General features: G+C 64.2%; 14 protein-coding genes. 11 read left to right on the top strand and 3 right to left on the bottom strand.

All coding sequences use genetic code 11. From position 1 onward, the window contains the following. Positions 1 to 135 precede the first annotated feature (135 nt). From RIN61_RS00675 to RIN61_RS00640, 8 genes are all read left to right on the top strand, one after another. The gene (locus RIN61_RS00675) at positions 136 to 1,332 is read left to right on the top strand and encodes an amino acid aminotransferase (protein ID WP_112252586.1); all 1,197 of its coding nucleotides are present in this window, start codon (positions 136 to 138) and stop codon (positions 1,330 to 1,332) included. Between the two features lie 348 nt (positions 1,333 to 1,680). Then, a complete protein-coding gene (locus RIN61_RS00670; protein ID WP_313855272.1) occupies positions 1,681 to 2,961 on the top strand; it encodes a serine/threonine transporter in 1,281 nt (426 codons plus the stop codon). 164 nt (positions 2,962 to 3,125) lie between these two features. Beyond that, the gene (gene tpx / locus RIN61_RS00665; RefSeq protein WP_039614183.1) at positions 3,126 to 3,626 is read left to right on the top strand and encodes a thiol peroxidase; all 501 of its coding nucleotides are present in this window, start codon (positions 3,126 to 3,128) and stop codon (positions 3,624 to 3,626) included. A 342-nt stretch (positions 3,627 to 3,968) separates the two neighbouring features. After that, the gene (locus RIN61_RS00660) at positions 3,969 to 5,291 is read left to right on the top strand and encodes an MdtA/MuxA family multidrug efflux RND transporter periplasmic adaptor subunit (RefSeq protein ID WP_207878872.1); all 1,323 of its coding nucleotides are present in this window, start codon (positions 3,969 to 3,971) and stop codon (positions 5,289 to 5,291) included. After that, entirely contained in the window at positions 5,288 to 8,386 is a 3,099-nt protein-coding gene (locus tag RIN61_RS00655; RefSeq protein ID WP_313855268.1) for an MdtB/MuxB family multidrug efflux RND transporter permease subunit, read from the top strand. Before RIN61_RS00660 ends, RIN61_RS00655 begins: the two co-directional genes overlap by 4 nt. Next, positions 8,383 to 11,490 (top strand): efflux RND transporter permease subunit, encoded by a 3,108-nt coding sequence (locus RIN61_RS00650; protein ID WP_112252582.1) that lies wholly within the window; start codon positions 8,383 to 8,385, stop codon positions 11,488 to 11,490. Before RIN61_RS00655 ends, RIN61_RS00650 begins: the two co-directional genes overlap by 4 nt. Beyond that, complete coding sequence (locus tag RIN61_RS00645) at positions 11,487 to 12,974, top strand: efflux transporter outer membrane subunit (protein WP_313855265.1); 1,488 nt, start codon at positions 11,487 to 11,489, stop codon at positions 12,972 to 12,974. The genes RIN61_RS00650 and RIN61_RS00645 overlap by 4 nt, the downstream gene beginning before the upstream one ends. Positions 12,975 to 13,247: 273 nt before the next feature. Further along, entirely contained in the window at positions 13,248 to 15,338 is a 2,091-nt protein-coding gene (locus RIN61_RS00640) for a putative bifunctional diguanylate cyclase/phosphodiesterase (protein WP_313855263.1), read from the top strand. Here the strand turns inward: RIN61_RS00640 and RIN61_RS00635 are convergent. The 3 genes from RIN61_RS00635 to RIN61_RS00625 all read right to left on the bottom strand — a co-directional run bounded on the left by RIN61_RS00635 (position 15,335) and on the right by RIN61_RS00625 (position 17,529). After that, positions 15,335 to 15,595 carry a DUF1652 domain-containing protein gene (locus tag RIN61_RS00635; protein ID WP_013972974.1) on the bottom strand — a complete coding sequence of 87 codons (261 nt, stop codon included), beginning with the start codon at positions 15,593 to 15,595 and terminating at the stop codon, positions 15,335 to 15,337. The genes RIN61_RS00640 and RIN61_RS00635 overlap by 4 nt on opposite strands. Positions 15,596 to 15,902: 307 nt before the next feature. Further along, positions 15,903 to 16,760 (bottom strand): RHS repeat-associated core domain-containing protein, encoded by an 858-nt coding sequence (locus RIN61_RS00630; protein WP_243432390.1) that lies wholly within the window; start codon positions 16,758 to 16,760, stop codon positions 15,903 to 15,905. Between the two features lie 121 nt (positions 16,761 to 16,881). Then, on the bottom strand, positions 16,882 to 17,529 hold the full coding sequence (locus tag RIN61_RS00625) for a DUF1345 domain-containing protein (RefSeq protein WP_013972973.1): 648 nt from the start codon (positions 17,527 to 17,529) through the stop codon (positions 16,882 to 16,884). A gap of 322 nt (positions 17,530 to 17,851) precedes the next feature. On the opposite strand from RIN61_RS00625, the gene pgm reads away from it, so the two are divergent. The 3 genes from pgm to RIN61_RS00610 all read left to right on the top strand — a co-directional run bounded on the left by pgm (position 17,852) and on the right by RIN61_RS00610 (position 21,021). Beyond that, positions 17,852 to 19,489 (top strand): phosphoglucomutase (alpha-D-glucose-1,6-bisphosphate-dependent), encoded by a 1,638-nt coding sequence (gene pgm / locus RIN61_RS00620; protein WP_013972972.1) that lies wholly within the window; start codon positions 17,852 to 17,854, stop codon positions 19,487 to 19,489. A gap of 78 nt (positions 19,490 to 19,567) precedes the next feature. Further along, positions 19,568 to 20,077, top strand: a complete 510-nt coding sequence (locus RIN61_RS00615) for a sigma-70 family RNA polymerase sigma factor (RefSeq protein WP_112252576.1) — start codon at positions 19,568 to 19,570, stop codon at positions 20,075 to 20,077. After that, the gene (locus RIN61_RS00610; protein ID WP_112252575.1) at positions 20,077 to 21,021 is read left to right on the top strand and encodes a FecR domain-containing protein; all 945 of its coding nucleotides are present in this window, start codon (positions 20,077 to 20,079) and stop codon (positions 21,019 to 21,021) included. The genes RIN61_RS00615 and RIN61_RS00610 overlap by 1 nt, the downstream gene beginning before the upstream one ends. The last annotated feature ends 36 nt before the right edge of the window (positions 21,022 to 21,057 follow it).

The raw sequence follows: 21,057 nt of genomic DNA, 5'->3' as shown, positions 1-21,057 counted from the left end.
GCATTGGCAACTTCATCTTCAGCCATGCAATGTTGCATAGACAACCTTGCACAATAGTTGATGTTCCTGAGCCCGCACTCCGGGTATGCTCAGGGCTGCCTTTTCGAACTGTCCTGATCCAAGGAGCTGCACGCTGTGTTCAAACATGTCGATGCCTATGCCGGCGACCCGATCCTCTCGTTGATGGAAACCTTCAAGGCCGACCCGCGCGCCGACAAGGTCAACCTGAGTATCGGCCTTTACTACGATGAGGCCGGCGTGGTGCCGCAACTGGCGGCTGTGGATGCGGTGGAAAAACGCATCGCCGGCCAGGACCACGAAGCCTCGCTGTACCTGCCGATGGAAGGCCTGGCCAGCTACCGCCAGGCGATCCAGGCGCTGCTGTTCGGTGCCGATCACCCGGCCGTGACCGGCGGGCGCGTGGCCACCGTGCAGACCGTGGGCGGTTCCGGCGCTCTCAAGGTCGGTGCCGACTTCCTCAAACGCTACTTCCCGCAGTCCGAAGTCTGGGTCAGCAACCCGACCTGGGACAACCACCGCGCCATCTTCGAAGGCGCCGGCTTCAAGGTGCATACCTACCCGTATTTCGACCAGGCCACCCGTGGCGTGGACTTCGACGGCATGCTGGCCACCCTGCAGACTCTGCCGGCCAACAGCGTGGTGCTGCTGCACCCGTGCTGCCACAACCCCACCGGCGCCGACCTGGAACAGCACCAGTGGCAACAGGTGGTTGAAGTGGTCAAGGCACGCCAGCTGATCCCGTTCCTCGACATCGCCTACCAAGGCTTCGCCGAGGGCCTGGTGGAAGATGCCTACGCCATCCGCGAAATGGCCCGCGCCGGCGTGCCGTGCCTGGTCAGCAACTCGTTCTCGAAGATCTTCTCGCTGTACGGCGAGCGGGTCGGCGGCCTGTCGGTGGTCTGCGACGATGACGCCACCGCGCAGAGCGTGCTCGGCCAGCTCAAGGCTACCGTACGCCGCAACTACTCCAGCCCGCCCAACTTCGGCGCCCAGCTGGTCGCTGGCGTGCTCGGCGATGCCGGCCTGAATGCACAGTGGGCCGAAGAAGTCGAAGTGATGCGCAAGCGTATCCTCGACATGCGCCAGGCGCTGGTCGATGCCCTGGCCGTGCTGCTGCCAGGCCAGGACTTCCAGTTCTTCCTGCGCCAGCGCGGCATGTTCAGCTACACCGGCTTCAGCGTCGAGCAGGTGCGCCGCCTACGTGACGAGTTCGGCGTGTACCTGATCGACAGCGGCCGCGTATGCATGTCCGGCCTGCGCCCGGCCAACCTGCAACGGGTTGCCGAAGCCTTCGCCGCCGTCCAGAAGTAACACCGCACGGGGCCGCGTCCATGGGGCCGCGGCCTTCTATAGGAGCGGCCTTGTGTCGCGAAAGGGCCGCAAAGCGGCCCCGGCAATATTCGCGGCGAAGCTGCAAACGTTGGGAGCGCTGCGCACCCCTTTCGCGACACCAGGCCGCTCCTACATCTGTCAAATCCCTCCTGCAGTCCAGCGGCACAACCCGCTTGTAAAGACAAGTGCAACCGCTCCTCGGAAAAGGACTTCGCAAGTGCAACCTTTCCGTGCACAATCGCGCTCCCTTTTTCGGTTGAGTTGGGCGAAACGTCTATTTCGCCATTCTCAGCCTGTTGCAGTCTTGCGAGTGGAGCTTCACCCGGAATGAATGAGCAGGCCCCAAGCGTTGAACAACGCTTTGCAGAATCGACCCCCGCCACCCTTGGCAGCTGGTCGCGTCATGACACCACCTGGATGCTGGGCCTGTTCGGCACAGCGATCGGCGCCGGAACCCTGTTCCTGCCGATCAACGCCGGCCTTGGCGGCTTCTGGCCGCTGCTGACCCTGGCCATCCTGGCCTTTCCGATGACCTATTTCGCTCACCGCGGGCTGACCCGTTTCGTCCTTTCCGGGCGCAATGACGGCGACATCACCGAAGTGGTCAGGGAACACTTCGGCAGTACCGCCGGCGCCTCGATCACCGTGCTGTACTTCTTTGCAATCTTCCCGATCCTGCTTATCTATAGCGTGGCACTGACCAACACCGTGTCCAGCTTCATCGAGCACCAGCTGCACCTGGCGCCGCCGCCACGGGCCATCCTGTCGTTCGTGCTGATCCTCGGCTTGCTGGCCATCGTGCGCTGCGGGGAGCAGGCCACGGTCAAGGTCATGAGCCTGCTGGTCTACCCGTTCATCGTTGCCCTGGCATTGCTGGGCCTGTACCTGGTGCCGCACTGGACCGGTGGCATTCTCGACAGCGCCACCCAGGTGCCGCCGGCCTCGGCCTTCCTGCATACCCTGTGGCTTGCGATTCCGGTGATGGTGTTCTCGTTCAACCACTCGCCGATCATCTCCGCCTTCGCCGTCGACCAGAAGCGCCGCTACGGTGAGCATGCCGATGAGCGTAGCGGCCAGATCCTGCGCCGTGCCCACCTGCTGATGGTGGTGATGGTGCTGTTCTTCGTGTTCAGCTGCGTGCTCACCCTGAGCAGCGCCCAGCTGGCCGAGGCCAAGGCGCAGAACCTGTCGATCCTGTCGTACCTGGCCAACCACTTCAGCAACCCGACCATCGCGTTCGCTGCGCCGCTGATCGCCTTCGTGGCCATTGCCAAGTCGTTCCTCGGCCACTACATCGGCGCCAGCGAAGGCCTGAAGGGCATCATCACCAAGGCCGGCGCACGCCCGGGGGCCAAGGCTCTGGACCGCGTGGTTGCCGCGCTGATGCTGGTGGTGTGCTGGATCGTCGCCACCCTCAACCCAAGCATCCTCGGCATGATCGAGTCGCTCGGTGGCCCGATCCTCGCGGTGCTGCTGTTCCTGATGCCGATGTACGCCATTCGCCGCGTGCCATCCATGCGCAAGTACAGCGGTGCTGCCTCCAACGTGTTCGTGGTGGTAGTCGGCCTGGTTGCGCTGACCTCGGTGGTATACGGCCTGCTGGGCTGATACGCCATCCGCAAAAGTAATGCCCGGGGCGCTTGTAGCCACCCGGGCATTTTTTTGTCCACAAGAATTGTCCGGTAATAGAACAATTTCACTGCCCCCATAGGCACCCGGCCGCCTTCATGCTTAACTCAGTGTCCTTTTCAAACCCGCATAAGGATTTCGTCATGGCTCAAGTGACTCTCAAAGGCAACCCGGTTCAGGTCAACGGCGAGCTGCCGAAAGCCGGCGCCCAGGCTCCGGCTTTCTCCCTGGTCGGTGAAGGCCTGGCTGACAAGTCGCTGACTGACTACGCCGGCAAGCGCAAGGTGCTGAACATCTTCCCGAGCGTCGACACCCCGACCTGCGCTACCTCCGTGCGCAAGTTCAATGCCCAGGCCAACGATGTGGCCAACACCGTGGTGCTGTGCATCTCCGCCGACCTGCCGTTCGCTCAGGCACGCTTCTGCGGCGCCGAAGGCCTGGACAACGTGAAGAACCTGTCGACCCTGCGTGGCCGCGAGTTCCTCGAAAACTACGGCGTGGCCATCGCCGATGGCCCGCTGGCCGGCCTGGCTGCCCGTGCCGTGGTGGTGCTGGACGAAAACGACAAGGTGCTGCACAGCGAGCTGGTTGGCGAAATCGCTGATGAGCCGAACTACGACGCAGCTCTGGCTGTGCTGAAGTAAGGGTTGTGGGGTAGGTCGGCTGAGTCCTGTACCGGCCTCTTCGCGGGTAAACCCGCTCCTACAGGTACGGCACAGGTTTCAAAAGCTGTGATATCCCTGTGGGAGCGGGTTTACCCGCGAAGGGGCCGGCACAGGCAACCGAAACCTTTCAGCCCGCCACCGCTCCAGGCAACACCCTGTAAACGGCCCGGAACCATTTCCGGGCCGTTTTCATTTAAAGTTCAACCCCTTGGCAACGTAAGGCAAAGGTAAACCTCTGGTAAAGGCGCTTTGCTAAAACGAAGCCAGTGCTTATCGTTCATCCTCCCCAAGTCGTCATTCCGAACAAGGTTCGTTCAACCCATGCAAGCGTCCAATTCCCGTTCCCCTCGTCGCTGGCTCGTTGGCCTGTTGATCCTGCTGCTGGTGGCTGCACTGGCCTGGTGGCTGTGGCCCGCAGCAGCGCCTGCGCCCAAGGAAGCCGGTGGCGGGCGCGGTGGCAAGGGCATGGGCATGATGGGCGGCCGCCCGGGCTTTGGTGGCTCCAGCGACCCGGTGCCGGTGCGCGTCGAGCCGGTGCGGGTGGGCGACTTCCCGCTTTACTACAAGGCCCTGGGCACAGTCACCGCGACCAACACCGTCAACGTGCGCAGCCGCGTGGCTGGCGAGCTGGTGAAGATCCACTTCAAGGAAGGCCAGCAGGTCAAGGCCGGCGACCTGCTCGCCGAGATCGACCCGCGCCCGTACCGCATCGCCCTGCAACAGGCCGAAGGCACCCTGGCGCAGAACCAGGCGCAGCTGAAGAACGCCCAGGTCGACCTGGCCCGCTATAAAGGCCTGTACGCCGAAGACAGCATCGCCAAGCAAACCCTCGACACCGCCGAAGCACAGGTGGCGCAGTTCCAGGGGCTGGTAAAGACCAACCAGGCGCAGGTCAACGACGCCCGCCTCAACCTCGATTTCACCCAGATTCGCTCGCCGATCAACGGCCGTGTGGGCCTGCGCCAACTCGACCTGGGCAACCTGGTGGCGGCCAACGACACCACCGCGCTGGTGGTGATTACCCAGACCGAGCCGATCAGCGTTGCCTTCACCCTGCCGGAAACCGAGCTGAGCACCGTGCTGGAGCGCTACCGCAGCGGCGCCAGCCTGCCGGTCGAGGCCTGGGACCGCAGTGACAGCAAGCTGCAGTCCACCGGCGTGCTGGGCAGCATCGACAACCAGATCGACACCACCACCGGCACCCTCAAGTTCAAGGGCCGCTTCGAGAACAAGGACCTGGCCCTGTTCCCCAACCAGTTCGTCAACGTGCGCCTGCTGGCCGACACCCTCAAGCAGGTGACCATGGCCCCGGCGGCGGCCATCCAGTTCGGCAATGACGGCTCCTTCGCCTACGTGGTCAATGACCAGAACACGGTCAACATCCGCAAGCTCAAGGTTGGCGCCAGCGACGGCGAGAACAGCGTCATTCTCGAGGGCCTCAAGGCCGGCGACCGCCTGGTGCTGGAAGGCACCGACCGCCTGCGCGAAGGCACCAAGGTGGAAGTTGTCGAAGACAGCTCGCAAGTGCCGACCACCCCGGGCCAGCACCTGCAAGGCCAGGAAGCCAAGGGTTCGGCAAGCACTGGCGATGTGCAGCCCGGTCAAGCACAGCCTGGTAGCGCAGCAGGCAAGGCGGGCGCATGAACCTCTCGCGTCTGTTCATCCTGCGGCCGGTTGCCACCACGCTGAGCATGCTGGCCATCGTCCTGGCCGGCCTGATCGCCTACAAGCTGCTGCCGGTTTCCGCCTTGCCGCAGGTGGATTACCCGACCATCCGGGTCATGACCCTGTACCCAGGCGCCAGCCCGCAGGTCATGACCAGCGCGGTTACCGCGCCGCTCGAACGTCAGTTCGGCCAGATGCCAGGCCTGGAGCAGATGGCCTCGACCAGCTCCGGCGGCGCCTCGGTGCTGACCTTGCGCTTCAACCTCGACATGAACATGGACGTTGCCGAGCAACAGGTGCAGGCCGCGATCAACGCCGCCAGCAACCTGCTGCCCAGCGACCTTCCGGCGCCGCCGGTGTACAACAAGGTCAACCCGGCCGACACCCCGGTGCTGACCCTGGCCATCTCCAGCAAGACCATGTCGCTGCCCAAGCTCAACGACCTGGTCGATACCCGTGTGGCACAGAAGCTCGCACAGATCAGCGGTGTGGGCATGGTCAGCATCGCCGGTGGCCAGCGCCAGGCGGTGCGGATCAAGGTCAACGTCGATGCCCTGGCCGCCAACGGCCTGAATCTGGAGGACGTACGCACCCTGATCGGCGCTTCCAACGTCAACCAGCCCAAGGGCAACTTCGACGGCCCGACCCGGGTGTCGATGCTCGACGCCAACGACCAGCTGCGTTCCCCTGAGGAATACGCCAACCTGATCCTGGCCTACAACAACGGTGCACCGCTGCGCCTGAAGGACGTGGCCGAAATCGTCGACGGCGCGGAAAACGAGCGCCTGGCTGCCTGGGCCAATGAAAACCACGCGGTGCTGCTGAACATCCAGCGCCAGCCGGGCGCCAACGTCATCGAAGTGGTCGACCGCATCAAGGCCCTGCTGCCGTCGATCACCGACAACCTGCCGGCCGGCCTGGATGTTTCGGTGCTCACCGACCGCACCCAGACCATCCGCGCCGCGGTCAAGGACGTGCAGCACGAACTGCTGATCGCCATTGCCCTGGTGGTAATGGTCACGTTCGTCTTCCTGCGTCGTTTCAGCGCCACCCTCATTCCGTCGATCGCCGTGCCACTGTCGCTGATCGGCACCTTTGGCGTGATGTACCTGGCCGGCTTCTCGGTCAACAACCTGACGCTGATGGCCCTGACCATCGCCACCGGTTTCGTGGTCGACGACGCCATCGTCATGCTGGAGAACATCTCCCGGCACATCGAGGAGGGCGAGACGCCCATGCAGGCGGCGCTCAAGGGCGCCCGGCAAATCGGCTTCACCCTGATCTCGCTGACCTTCTCGCTGATTGCGGTACTGATCCCGCTGCTGTTCATGGCCGATGTGGTCGGCCGCCTGTTCCGCGAGTTCGCCATCACCCTGGCGGTGGCCATCCTGATTTCCCTGGTGGTATCGCTGACCCTCACGCCGATGATGTGCGCGCGCCTGCTCAAGCGCGAGCCCAGGGAAGAGGAACAGGGCCGTTTCTACCGCGCCAGTGGCGCCTGGATCGACTGGCTGATCAGGCACTACGGCAGCGCCCTGCAGTGGGTACTCAAGCGCCAGCCGCTGACGTTGCTGGTGGCCGTGGCTAGCCTGGCGCTCACCGTATTCCTGTACATGGTAGTGCCCAAGGGCTTCTTCCCGGTGCAGGACACCGGGGTGATCCAGGGCATTTCCGAAGCACCGCAGTCCACCTCGTTCGCTGCCATGAGTGAACGCCAGCAGGCCTTGAGCAAGGTGATCCTGCAGGACCCGGCCGTGCAGAGCCTGTCGTCCTACATCGGTGTCGATGGCGACAACGCCACGCTCAACAGCGGCCGCCTGCTGATCAACCTCAAGCCCCATGGCGAGCGTGATGTCACGGCCAGCGAAGTGATCAACCGCCTGCAGCCGCAAGTCGACCGGCTGGTGGGCATCCGCCTGTTCATGCAGCCGGTGCAGGACCTGAGCATCGAAGACCGGGTCAGCCGTACCCAGTACCAGTTCAGCCTGTCGTCGCCGGACGCCGACCTGCTGGCGCAGTGGAGCGGCAAGCTGGTGCAGGCGCTGCAGCAGCGCCCGGAGCTGGCCGATGTGGCCAGCGACCTGCAGGACAAGGGCCTGCAGGTGTACCTGGTGATCGATCGCGACATGGCCAGCCGCCTGGGGATAAGCGTGTCGCAGATCACCAACGCCCTGTATGACGCCTTCGGCCAGCGCCAGATCTCCACCATCTACACCCAGGCCAGCCAGTACCGTGTGGTGCTGCAGTCGCAGGACGCGGCTGTGATCGGCCCGCAGGCGCTGGAGTCGATCCACGTCAAGGCCACCGATGGCGGCCAGGTGCGCCTGTCGGCGCTGGCGCGCATCGAGCAGCGCCAGGCCCAGCTGGCCATTTCCCACATCGGCCAGTTCCCGGCGGTGACCCTGTCGTTCAACCTGGCCCACGGCGCATCGCTGGGCGAGGCGGTGCAGGTGATCGAGCAGGTGCAAAAGGACATCGGCATGCCGCTAGGCGTGCAGACCCGCTTCCAGGGCGCGGCGGAGGCGTTCCAGGCATCGCTGTCGAGCACCTTGCTGCTGATTCTGGCGGCGGTGGTGACCATGTACATCGTGTTGGGTGTGCTGTACGAGAGCTACATCCACCCAGTGACCATTCTTTCGACCCTGCCGTCGGCGGCGGTCGGCGCCTTGCTGGCCTTGCTCATCAGTGGCAACGACCTGGGCATGATCGCCATCATCGGCATCATCCTGCTGATCGGCATCGTCAAGAAGAACGCGATCATGATGATCGACTTCGCCCTCGAGGCCGAGCGCCAGCAGGGCATGAGCCCGCGCGATGCCATCTACCAGGCGGCGCTTTTGCGCTTCCGGCCGATCCTGATGACCACCCTGGCCGCGCTGTTCGGCGCCGTGCCGCTGATGTTCGCCACCGGTTCCGGCGCCGAGCTGCGCCAGCCGCTGGGCCTGGTGATGGTCGGCGGGTTGCTGGTCAGCCAGGTGCTGACGCTGTTCACCACCCCGGTCATCTACCTGTACTTCGACCGCCTGGCCCGCCGCTGGCGCCCGGCCACTGACGTGAAGCAGGCCGAGGCATGAACCTGTCCGGTCCTTTCATCCGTCGCCCGGTGGCGACCATGCTGTTGAGCCTGGCGATCATGCTGCTGGGCGGGGTCAGCTTCGGCCTGCTGCCGGTGGCACCGCTGCCTCAGATGGACTTCCCGGTGATCGTGGTGTCGGCCAACCTGTCCGGCGCCAGCCCGGAAGTGATGGCGTCCACCGTGGCCACGCCGCTGGAGCGCAAGCTGGGCAGCATTGCCGGCGTGACCACCCTGACCAGCAGCTCCAACCAGGGCTCCACGCGGGTGATCATCGGCTTCGAGATGGGTCGCGACATCGACGGTGCGGCGCGCGAGGTGCAGGCGGCGATCAACGCCACCCGCAACCTGCTGCCCAGCGGTATGCGCAGCATGCCCACCTACAAGAAGATCAACCCGTCGCAGGCACCGATCATGGTGCTGTCGCTGACCTCGGATGTGCTGCAGAAAGGCCAGCTGTACGACCTGGCCGACACCATCCTGTCGCAGAGCCTGGCCCAGGTGCCCGGGGTAGGGGAGGTGCAGATCGGCGGCAGTTCGCTGCCGGCGGTGCGCATTGCCGTGGAGCCGCAGTTGCTCAACCAGTACGGCCTGTCGCTGGATGAAGTGCGCACTGCCGTGTCCAACGCCAACCAGCGCCGGCCGATGGGCTTTGTCGAGGACGCCGAGCGCAACTGGCAGGTGCGCGCCAACGACCAGCTGGAAAGCGCCAAGGACTACGAGCCCGTGGTGATCCGCCAGCAGAACGGCACCATCCTGCGCCTGTCCGATGTGGCAACCATCACCGATGGCGTGGAGAACCGCTACAACAGCGGCTTCTTCAATGACCAAAGCGCGGTGCTGCTGGTGGTCAACCGCCAGACCGGCGCCAACATCATCGAAACGGTCGACCAGATCAAGGCGCAGCTGCCGGCCCTGCAGTCGCTGCTGCCGGCCAGCGTGCAACTGAACGTGGCCATGGACCGTTCGCCAGTGATCAAGGCAACCCTCAAGGAAGCCGAGCACACCCTGCTGATCGCCGTGGTGCTGGTGATCCTTGTGGTCTACCTGTTCCTTGGCAGCCTGCGTGCCTCGCTGATCCCCAGCCTGGCGGTGCCGGTGTCACTGGTGGGCACCTTCGCGGTCATGTACCTGTGCGGTTTCTCGCTCAACAACCTGTCGCTGATGGCGCTGATCCTTGCCACCGGGCTGGTGGTGGACGACGCCATCGTGGTGCTGGAGAACATCTCCCGGCACATCGAGGACGGCCAGCCGCCGATGAAAGCGGCCTTCCTGGGTGCCAGGGAAGTGGGTTTCACCTTGCTGTCGATGAACGTGTCGCTGGTGGCAGTGTTCGTCTCCATCCTGTTCATGGGCGGCATCGTGCGCAACCTGTTCCAGGAGTTCTCCATCACCCTGGCGGCGGCGATCATCGTGTCGCTGGTGGTATCGCTGACCCTCACGCCGATGTTGTGTGCCCGCTGGCTCAAGCCGCACCAGGCCGAGCAGACCCGCCTGCAGCGCTGGAGCGACCGGTTGCACCAGCGCATGGTCGGTGCCTATGACCGCAGCCTGGGCTGGGCCTTGCGCCACAAGCGCCTGACCCTGTTCAGCCTGCTGGCTACCATCGGCATCAACATCGCCTTGTACGTGGTGGTACCCAAGACGCTGATGCCGCAGCAGGATACCGGCCAGTTGATGGGCTTCATCCGCGGCGACGACGGCCTGTCGTTCAGCGTGATGCAGCCGAAAATGGAAGTGTATCGCCGGGCCTTGCTGGCCGACCCGGCGGTGCAGAGCGTTGCCGGTTTCATCGGCGGCAACAGCGGCACCAACAACGCCTTCGTGCTGGTGCGCCTGAAGCCGATCAGCGAGCGCAAGATCGACGCGCAGAAGGTGATCGAGCGGCTGCGCAAGGAAATGCCCAAGGTACCAGGCGGGCGCCTGTTCCTGATGGCCGACCAGGACCTGCAACTGGGCGGCGGCGGCCGTGACCAGACCTCGTCGCAGTACCTCTATACCCTGCAAAGCGGCGACCTGGCGGCGCTGCGCGAATGGTTCCCGAAAGTGGTGGCGGCGCTGCGTGCACTGCCGCAGCTGACAGCCATCGACGCTCGCGATGGCGCCGGCACCCAGCAGGTGACCCTGGTGGTCGACCGCGACCAGGCCAAGCGCCTGGGCATCGACATGGACATGGTCACCACGGTACTGAACAACGCCTACAGCCAGCGGCAGATCTCCACCATCTACGACAGCCTCAACCAGTACCAGGTGGTGCTGGAGATCAACCCGAAGTACGCCTGGGACCCGAGCACCCTCGAGCAGGTGCAGGTGATTACCGCCGACGGGGCACGCGTGCCGCTGTCGACCATCGCCCATTACGAGAACAGCCTGGCCAACGACCGGGTCAGCCATGAAGGCCAGTTCGCCGCCGAAAGCATCGCCTTCGATGTCGCCGAAGGCTACAGCCCCGACCAGGCCATGGCGGCGCTGGAGCGCGCGGTGGCCAAGCTGGGCTTGCCTGAGGAAGTGATCGCCAGGCTCGGCGGCAGTGCCGATGCCTTCGCCAAGACCCAGGAAGGCCAGCCGCTGATGATCCTTGGCGCGCTGGTGCTGGTCTACCTGGTGCTGGGCATCCTCTACGAAAGCTACATTCACCCGCTGACCATCCTCTCGACACTGCCCTCGGCCGGCGTCGGTGCCTTGCTGGCGCTGTACGTCACCGGTGGCGAGTTCAGCCTGATCTCGCTGCTGGGGCTGTTCCTGCTGATCGGCGTGGTGAAGAAAAACGCCATCCTGATGATCGACCTGGCCCTGCAGCTGGAGCGCCACCAGGGGCTGACACCGGAAGAGTCGATCCGCCGGGCCTGCCTGCTGCGCCTGCGGCCGATCCTGATGACGACCCTGGCGGCCATTCTCGGTGCCTTGCCGTTGCTGCTGAGCCACGCCGAAGGCGCGGAAATGCGCCAGCCACTGGGCCTGACCATCATCGGCGGCCTGGTGTTCAGCCAGATCCTCACCCTTTACACGACACCGGTGGTCTACCTGTACCTGGACCGCCTGCGTCACCGTTTCAACCGTTGGCGTGGCGTGCGCACCGACGCCGCCCTGGAAACCCCGCTATGACTTTTGCCCAGACCCCACTTCACCGTGCCCTGCAGACGCTGACCCGTGGGCGTGGCTCGCGCCTGCTCGGCGCCGGGTTGTGTGTCGCCTTGCTCAGTGCCTGCACCCTGAGCCCGGACTACCACCGCCCGGAGCTGAGCAGCACGGCGCAGTTCAAGCATGCCGAAGGCTGGACTCAGGCCGCGCCGTCCGATGCCATCGCCCGCGGCGCCTGGTGGGAAATCTACGGTGATGCCGGGCTCAATGCGCTGGTCGAAGAGCTCAACCGCAGCAACCAGACCGTGGCGCAATCGGAGGCCCAGTACCGTCAGGCCCAGGCGCTGGTGCGCAGCAGCCGGGCGGCACTGTTCCCCAGCCTGGACCTGAGCGTCGGCAAGAACCGCTCGGCCCAGGGCACCGGCAGCTCCAGTTCGAGCCTGTCCAACAACAGCAGCGGCATTCGCAACACCTACAACGCCCAGCTCGGTGTCAGCTGGGAAATCGACCTGTGGGGCAAGCTGCGCGAGGCCCTCAACGCCAACGAAGCCAGTGCCGAAGCCAGCCTGGCCGACCTGGCCTCGATCCGCCTCAGCCAGCAGTCCGAACTGGTGCAGAACTACCTGCAGTTGCGGGTGATCGACGAGCAGAAGCGCCTGTTGGAAGCCACCGTGGCAGCTTATGAACGTTCCCTGCGGATGAACGAAAACCAGTACCGCGCCGGTGTCGCCGGCCCGGACGCGGTGGCCCAGGCGCGTACCCAGCTGAAAAGCACCGAGGCTGATCTGATCGACCTGGTCTGGCAGCGCGCACAGTTCGAGAACGCCATTGCCGTGTTGCTGGGCAAGGCCCCGGCCGACTTCGCCCTGGCCGACAGCAAGGCCATTCCGGCGCTGCCGCAAATTCCCGTGGCCTTGCCCTCGCAGTTGCTGGAGCGGCGCCCGGACATCGCTGCGGCCGAACGCAACGTGATGGCTGCCAACGCCAACATCGGCGTGTCGCGGGCGGCGTACTTCCCGGACCTGAGCCTGAGCATGAGTGGCGGTTACTCCAGCAGCAGCTTCAGCAACTGGATCGAACTGCCCAACCGTTACTGGTCGGTGGGCCCGCAACTGGCGCTGACTTTGTTCGACGCCGGCAAGCGCAGTGCCGAGGTGGACCGCACGGTGGCGGTGTATGACCAGACCGTGGCGCAGTACCGCCAGACCGTGCTTGACGGCTTCAAGGAAGTGGAAAACCTGCTGGTACAGTTGAAGGTGTATGGCGATGAAGCGGTAGTGCGCCAGGAGGCACTGGATGCCGCCCGCGAGTCGCTGCGCCTGACCGAGAACCAGTACCGCGCCGGGCTGATCGGCTACCTGGATGTGGTCAACGTGCAGACCACGGCACTGAGCAACGAGCGCAGTGTGTTGAACCTGCTGCAGGGGCGCCTGGTCGCCAGCGTACAACTGGTTGCCGCGCTGGGTGGTGGTTGGCAGGCCGAACAGGCGTTTGCCGAGCAGGACTGAATCGACCTGCGGTCGCGCCCCCCTGTAGGAGCGGCCTTGTGTCGCGATCGGGCCGCAGAGCGGCCCCAGAACGTTGTGTACAAGCACAGATCGCTGGGGCCGCTTCGCAGCCCGATCGCGACACAAGGCCGCTCCTACAGCTACCGCGCATCCATCCAGGCCCTCGCAGTCTTTGGATCCATTCCCATTCGCAAAAACCCCGTGCGTTTCGCCTAAGCTTGAGTACAATCGTCAGCTTTTTCCGGGCCTCCCGTCCCGTCGCTGGAACTCCCAATGCTGACCGGTAGCTACTCCTCTTCGCTGGTGTTGATTTCGCTGTGCGTGGCAATCCTGGCGTCCTATACCGCCCTTGACCTGACCGGCCGCATCGCCACGGCCAAAGGCCGGGCTGCCTGCCTGTGGATGGGGGGTGGCGCGCTGGCCATGGGCATCGGCGTGTGGTCGATGCACTTCATCGGCATGCTCGCCTTCAGCCTGCCCATCGAACTGGGCTATGACCTTGCCCTGACCGCGTTCTCGTTGCTGATTGCCGTGTTGTCCTCGGGCTTTGCCTTGTGGCTGGTCAGCCAGCCGAGCCTGCCGTGGCAGCAGCTGGCATTTGGCGCGCTGATCATGGGCGCCGGCATCGCCTGCATGCACTACACCGGCATGGCCGCGCTGCGCATGCTGCCGGGCATCGACTATGACCCGACGCTGTTCGGTGCTTCGCTGCTGATTGCCGTGGGCGCCTCGGCAGCGGCCTTGTGGATCGCCTTCCGTCTGCGCGCGCATACCCCCTATGTGCGGCAGATTCGCGGCCTGGCGGCGGTGGTGATGGGTTTTGCGATCGTCGGCATGCACTACACCGGCATGGCCGCGGCGAACTTCCCCGAAGGCAGCTTCTGTGGTGCCCTGGCAGGGGGCGGCCTGCAAGGCGACGGCCTGGTCTACCTGGTGTTGATCACCACCCTGGCGGTATTGGCGGTGGCTCTGCTCACCTCGGTGCTGGACGCCCGCCTGGAGGCGCGCACCGCCGAGCTGGCCCGCTCGCTGACCCTGGCCAACCAGGAACTGACCCAACTGGCCCTGCACGATACCCTCACCGACCTGCCCAACCGTACCCTGCTGGCCGACCGCATCGAGCAGGCCATCGCCAAGGTAGCGGAGCAGGGCGGCTGCTTTGCCCTGATGTTCATCGACCTGGACGGCTTCAAGCCAGTCAACGATGCCTTTGGCCACCACGTCGGCGACTTGCTGCTCAAGGCCGTGGCGGCGCGTTTGCGCGGGCACCTGCACAGCCAGGACACCCTGGCGCGCATCGGCGGCGACGAGTTCGTGCTGCTGGTGCAGTTGCGCGAGCCGAACGATGCCATGGATGTGGCGGTCAAGCAGGTCAACCTGGTGTCACGGCCGTTCCGCGTGGCCGAGCATGATCTGCAACTGACGGCGAGCCTGGGCATCGTCCTGTATCCGGGCAACGGCCAGGACCAGCACGAGCTGCTGCGCAATGCCGACGCTGCCATGTACCACGCCAAGAGCGCCGGCAAGAACGGCTACAGCTTCTTCGACGTGTCGATGAACAGCAACGCCCGCCAGCAATTGCAGTTACTGCAGGACCTGCGCCAGGCCCTGGAGCAGCGCCAGTTCCGCCTGCACTACCAGCCCAAGTTCGACGCCCAGAATTGCCAACCGATCGGTGCCGAGGCGTTGTTGCGCTGGGAGCACCCGCAGCAGGGCCTGTTGCTGCCCGACCGTTTCATCGGCCTGGCAGAAAAGACCGGCCTGATCATTCCCATTGGCGAATGGGTGCTCATTGAGGCTTGCCGGCAGATGCGTCAGTGGCTGGACCAGGGGCACCACGGCTGGCGCATGGCGGTGAACCTGTCGGCCATCCAGTTCTGCCATGCCGGGCTGGTCGACAGCGTGGCCCGAGCCCTGCAGCAGAACAGCCTGCCGGCCAACTGCCTGACCCTGGAAATTACCGAAACAACCGCCATGCACGACGCCGATGCCAGCCTTACGGTGCTGCAGCGGCTGTCCGACATGGGCGTGGACCTGTCTATCGATGACTTCGGCACCGGCTATTCCAGCCTGATGTACCTCAAGCGCCTGCCGGCCAACGAGCTGAAGATCGACCGCGGTTTTGTGCGCGACCTGGAGCAGGACAGCGACGATGCGGCGATCGTTTCGGCAATCGTGGCGCTGGGCCAGGCGCTGGGGCTGCGCATCGTTGCCGAAGGGGTGGAGACTGACAGGCAGCAGGACTTCCTGACCCGCCTGGGCTGCGATTCGCTGCAAGGCTACCTGCTGGGCCAGCCGGTGCCGGCCGAGCAGTTCATGGGCAAGTTGCAGGCCATGCGCCAGGAAAGTACCGCAGCGGGCTAGACCGCGTCGCGCAGGGTGAAGGCGGGCATGAAAGTATCCATCTCCGCCTCGACGGCCTCGATGATGCGCTCTACGTCGGCGGCGGCCATGATTGCCGAGCAGGGGATGCCGGCAATCGCCAGCAGGGTTTCGCCGGTGGCGCGGTCGAACAGCCGCGCGACCATGCTGCGTGGCGCATCCATGCTGGCTTCGAAGCCCAGCGGGTGGAAATGCCAGCGCATCACCTGGCAGGCGTTGGGGAACGTCATCTTGTTCATGCCAGCCTCCTTGTCCGTACCTGGACGTGGTGAGCGGGTGGCCACATCGATGCGGCCGCCGGGAAGGTAACCATAGCACCTGTCACGGAGTATTCTCGGCTGCAAATACGACAAATGTGCTAATGCATGACAGCGGTCACATCCTTTGCAGGTTGGTATTTTGGGGACTGGCTACCTGGCAAACGTTTTCCTCGGTCGATAGCTGCATGCAGCCCGATGAAATGAACCGCTGTACTCGACATTCGATCCCCTCTCTTTTCGGACGAGCGGTCGAAGCGGTTCACGCTGCCTTACCAGTCAACGGGGCTTAAAGTGAATCTCGACGCAAGCCCAGAGCGGCTCTTTCAACATCGGTCGGGCCGTTAACCAGAATTCTAACGAAACCAACCGGTGTTACAGGTAAAAACGTGCTTGTTCTTATTGCGGCCAGAGCAGTTGTAGCTACTGGAGGAGCAAGGGCAATCAGCGCGGCGGCTGTCACCACTTCCTGGACCGGTTCTGGTAGCCTGTTCCATTGGTCTTTTATTACTCTCAGAGCGTTATTCACAGGTCTCAAATGATTTGCCACATCACTAGCTAGCCACTGTGTCAAGCCGACGGTGACTTCCCTAAGTTCATTCGGCTCTATTTCCAGCATGGTATCTGTGTTCAAAGAGCCTCTTCTGGAGGGTGGCGGTGTTTCGGGGGAAAGCCAGCGATTCAACCTTGATACGTTTCGTCTTAGCCACTGACGCAGTCGTCCACTGGGATCGTGGTGATTGATTGGGTCGTTCTGGCAATAGGTATAGGCGTTTATTCCGCCGTCAGAAAATGGCGACAGTGTATCCGCTCGAATGAAACGCTTGAGCACAGGTGAATAGAACCGATGCCCATTGCCCAAGGGGTAGCATCCGCTGAGCTTGTCCAGGTGCTGACCAGCAAGGCCAAGTTCGGATATTTGGGCATTCGTTTCTCGAAAACCATAAGGTGTATATCTATATTTCGCGGGCGTCGTCGAGAGGCCCAACACAGTCGTCGCTAAATCACATTGCAGCAGTTGAAATGCGGCAAGGTTGGAGCCACTTTCACCTAAGACCAACCCATGTGCACGCAGGTAATGTTTCGATGTGGTACCTGTTTCGTTGCAAAGCGTGTCTTTCATATAGAAAAAATTATGGGTACGCATGGTAGGACGGCCCTATGCGAGTACTTGGATTTTGTAACTCGCAAGAATGTAGTTCGGTTATCTCTTAGGGTCTACTGGTAGAAATATCAGTGTTCGGGGCGGGTAGGTAAACGCTCCGGTCTCAGCCGAGAAGTCCTGCTGCAATATTGATAGTGAACCCCAGGATCGCCGTATTGAATACGAACCCCACCAGCGAATGCGCCAGCACCACCCGCCGTAGGCCCCGCCCAGCGACGCCCACGTCGGAGGTTTGTACCGCCACGCTGATGGTGAACGAGAAATAGTGGAAGTCCCAGTAATCGGGGTTGCGTTCGCCATCGGCGAAGCGCAGCGGCGGTTCGTGGTTTTGTCCGGTATAGAACAGCCGCGCGTAGTGCAGGCTGAAAATGCAGCCGATTAATAGCCAGGAGCCGGCCACGGTCAGGCCGGTGTAGAGGTAGTGCACGACCAGCGCCGTGCCTTGCAGGCCACGGCTGGACACCAGTTGCAGGGTGACGGCGGCGAGGCTGGCGATGGCGGCGATGCACACGGTGAGCAGGACCAGGCCGGCGTTTTCGTCTTCGACGCGGGCGACCTTGCGTACCTTTTCCGCATTGGCGCTCAAGGTCAGGTAGAGCACCAGCAGCAGGTACAGCCATACGCCAAGATTCCAGCCGGCGAGGATGTGCTGCACGCTGTCGCTGGCGGGGATCAGCCAGGCGCCGAGCAGGCCGACCACAGTGGCGATGCTCAGGCGCGGGTGGGTGTGGGTCAGGCGGTGGAAAGCCATGGGGCCTCGTTTTCGGGGGTATGGCTACCACTCTAGCCGGTCATTACAGAGATGATGGACATGCTCGGGTCCATTGTGGGAGCGGGCGAGCCCGCGAAGCAGCCACCGCGGTGGCTGGCAAGTACCCTGTGGGAGCGGCTTTAGCCGCGAACACCGGCGCAGCCGGTGCCATGCACCGCGTTGGATTCTTCGCGGCTAAAGCCGCTCCCACAGGGTATGCGGTGTGCTCACTGATTCTTTGCCGCCGCCCATCGCGCGGCATTGCAACTCTCAGTACACTGCACGCTCCAACACCAACATCCGTTGAACTCGAGGTTACTGCATGACGCTCAGTCCTTTGGCAGGCAAGCCGGCTCCGGCCAGCGTGCTGGTCGATATTCCCCGACTGCTCACCGCCTACTACACCGGCCGCCCCGACGCTGCCGTGGCGGCCCAGCGGGTGGCCTTCGGCACCTCGGGGCACCGTGGCACTTCGCTTGAATTGAGCTTCAACGAGTACCACGTCCTGGCCATTACCCAGGCCATCTGCCTGTATCGCCAGGAGAAGGGCATCGATGGCCCGCTGTTCATCGGCGCCGACACCCACGCACTGTCGGCACCGGCTACCGCCAGCGCCCTGGAAGTGCTGGCTGCCAATGGCGTGCAGGTAATGCTGTCCAAGGACGACGAATACACGCCAACACCAGCGGTTTCCCATGCCATCCTCTGCCATAACCGTGGCCGCGAGCAGGGCCTGGCCGACGGCATCGTCATCACCCCGTCGCACAACCCGCCGCAAAGCGGTGGCTTCAAGTACAACCCGCCCAATGGCGGCCCGGCCGACAGCGACGTGACCAAGTGGATCGAGGCCAAGGCCAACGAACTGCTGGCTGCTGACCTGGCGGGCGTCAAGCGCATGGACCATGCCCAGGCGCTGCAGGCATCCACCACCCAGCGTCACGACTACGTGAGCAACTACGTGGCCGACCTGGAAAACGTCATCGACTTCGACGTCATCCGCGCTGCCAAGCTGCGCCTGGGCGTCGACCCGCTGGGCGGGGCAGGGGTGCGCTACTGGTCGGCGATTGCCGAGCATTACCAGCTGGACCTGGAAGTGGTGAACACCGAGGTCGACCCGACCTTCCGCTTCATGACCGTCGACTGGGACGGCCAGATCCGCATGGACCCTTCCTCGCCCTATGCCATGCAGGGCCTGATCGGCCTGCGCGAACGCTTTGACGTGGCCTTCGCCTGCGACCCGGACCACGATCGCCATGGCATCGTCACCCCCGATGGCCTGCTGCAGCCGAACAACTACCTGGCCGTGGCCATCGACTACCTGTACCGCCACCGCCCGCAATGGCGCAGCGATGCCGCCGTCGGCAAGACCGTGGTGTCCAGCGGCCTGATCGACCGCGTCACCCAGCGCCTGGGCCGTGAACTGTACGAAGTACCGGTGGGCTTCAAGTTCTTCGCCCAGGGCCTGTTCGACGGCACGCTGGGCTTTGGTGGCGAGGAAAGTGCGGGGGCTTCGTTCCTGCGCCGCGATGGCTCGGTCTGGGCCACCGACAAGGACGGGCTGATCCCGGCCTTGCTGGCTGCCGAGATGACCGCCCGCACCGGGCGCAATCCGAGCCAGGCCTACGCCGACCTGACCGAGGCGCTGGGCAAGCCGTTCGCCACCCGTGTCGAAGCCAAGGCCGATGCCCGGCAGAAGGCTTTGCTGAGCAAGCTGGCGCCGGAGCAGGTGAAGTCGACCGAGCTGGCGGGTGAGCCGATCGTGCAGATCCTCAGCCATGCACCGGGCAACGGCCAGGCGATCGGCGGGCTGAAGGTGATGACCGCCAATGGCTGGTTTGCCGCGCGCCCGTCGGGCACCGAGGATATCTACAAGATCTACGCGGAAAGCTTCATCGACGAGGCGCATCTGCAGCGTCTGGTGCAGGAAGCGCAGGTGCTGGTGGATGCGGCGATTGCCTGACAGGTAACAAACCGCTTGGTTCTGCGGTGCGGTGTAAATTAGAATTAATCTTATTTACGCTGCCGCAGGGCCTTCCCCATGATCGATGCCGCGCCGCCACCGGAGCATAGCCTGCCTGCCCTGTACCGGGCCCATCGCGGCTGGCTGGAAACCTGGCTGCGGCGGCGCATGGGCAATGCCTGGGATGCCGCCGACCTCAGCCAGGATACCTTCCTGCGTATCCTGGCCAGCGCGCAGCCGCTGGCAGAAATTCGCGAACCGCGTGCCTACCTGCTGACCGTGGGCAAGCGCCTGCTGAGCAACTTTCACCAGCGGCGCAGCCTGGAACAAGCCTACCTCGATGCACTGGCGCAGTTGCCCGAGCAGCATGTGCCCTCGCCAGAGCAGCGTTGGCTGCTGCTGGAAACCCTGCAAGCCCTCGACGAGTTGCTCGACGGCCTCAAGGCACCGGTACGCAAGGCCTTTCTCTGGAGCCAGCTGGAGGGCCTGGGCTATGCCGAGATCGGCAAGCGCCTGGGCGTTTGCGAGCGCTCGGTCAAACGCTACATGGCGCAGGCCTACGAGCATTGCCTGCTGGCCGAACTGTAATGACCACCCATTCCCCCGAAATCCGCGAGGCACTGCGGGCCGCCGCCCGCTGGCTGGCGCTGGTGGACTCTGGCGCTGCCAGCGCGAGTGACCTGCAGCGCCTGGAACAATGGCGTACCAGCAGCACCTTGCACGAACACGCCTGGCAAAAGGCACTGCTGTTGCGCCAGCGCTTTTCCGCACTACCCGGTGCAGTGGCCATGGCCACCCTGGACCGCCCGGATGCCGGCCGCCGGGCGCTGCTCAAGCAGGCCCTGGGCGTGGCGGCATTGTTGCCGGCGGCCTGGCTGGCAAGCCGCGAGCTGCCGTTGGAAGCCTGGACTGCCGACATGCATACGGCGGTCGGGGAGCGCCGACAAGTGCCGCTGAGCGATGGCACATTCGTGCAGTTGAACAGCGACAGTGCGGTGGATATCGACCTGGGTGCCCGTCGCCTGACATTGCTGCGTGGCGAAGTGGCAGTCAGGTTGCCCGGCAACCTGAGCCTGACGTTGCAGGTGCCCTATGGCCAGGTCGCGCTGGATGCTGGCGAGGTGTGCTTGCGCCTGGTCGATCAGGCTTGCCGGGTATCGGTGCTCAAGGGCACGGCCAACCTGCAGCCGCGGCAAGGCCCGGCGCTGCTGCTGCAGGCCGGGCAGCAGGCCAGCCTGCAAGTGGCTGGGGTTGGCCCTGTCACCGGCCTGGACGCATGGCTGCTGGGCTGGCGCGAAGGGGTGCTGCGCCTGGAGGACCGCCCCTTGGGCGAGCTGCTGCACGAGCTGCGCAGGTACCGCCCCGGCGTGCTGCGCTGGGCGCCCGAACTGGAGGCCCTGCGCGTGACCGGTACGTTCCGCCTCGACGACACCGACCGGGTGCTGGCCTTGCTCGCCGCCAGCCTGCCGTTGCAGGTGCACACGCGCACGCGTTACTGGGTGAGCCTGGCCGCGCGGGAAAATCGCGCATGAGGCTGTCCCCTTTTTTTCGCTCACCGGTCATTACCG

This window comes from Pseudomonas inefficax (assembly GCF_032164165.1).
Classification (GTDB): Bacteria; Pseudomonadota; Gammaproteobacteria; order Pseudomonadales; family Pseudomonadaceae; genus Aquipseudomonas; species Aquipseudomonas inefficax.
This window is presented reverse-complemented; position numbering and strand designations above follow the sequence as displayed.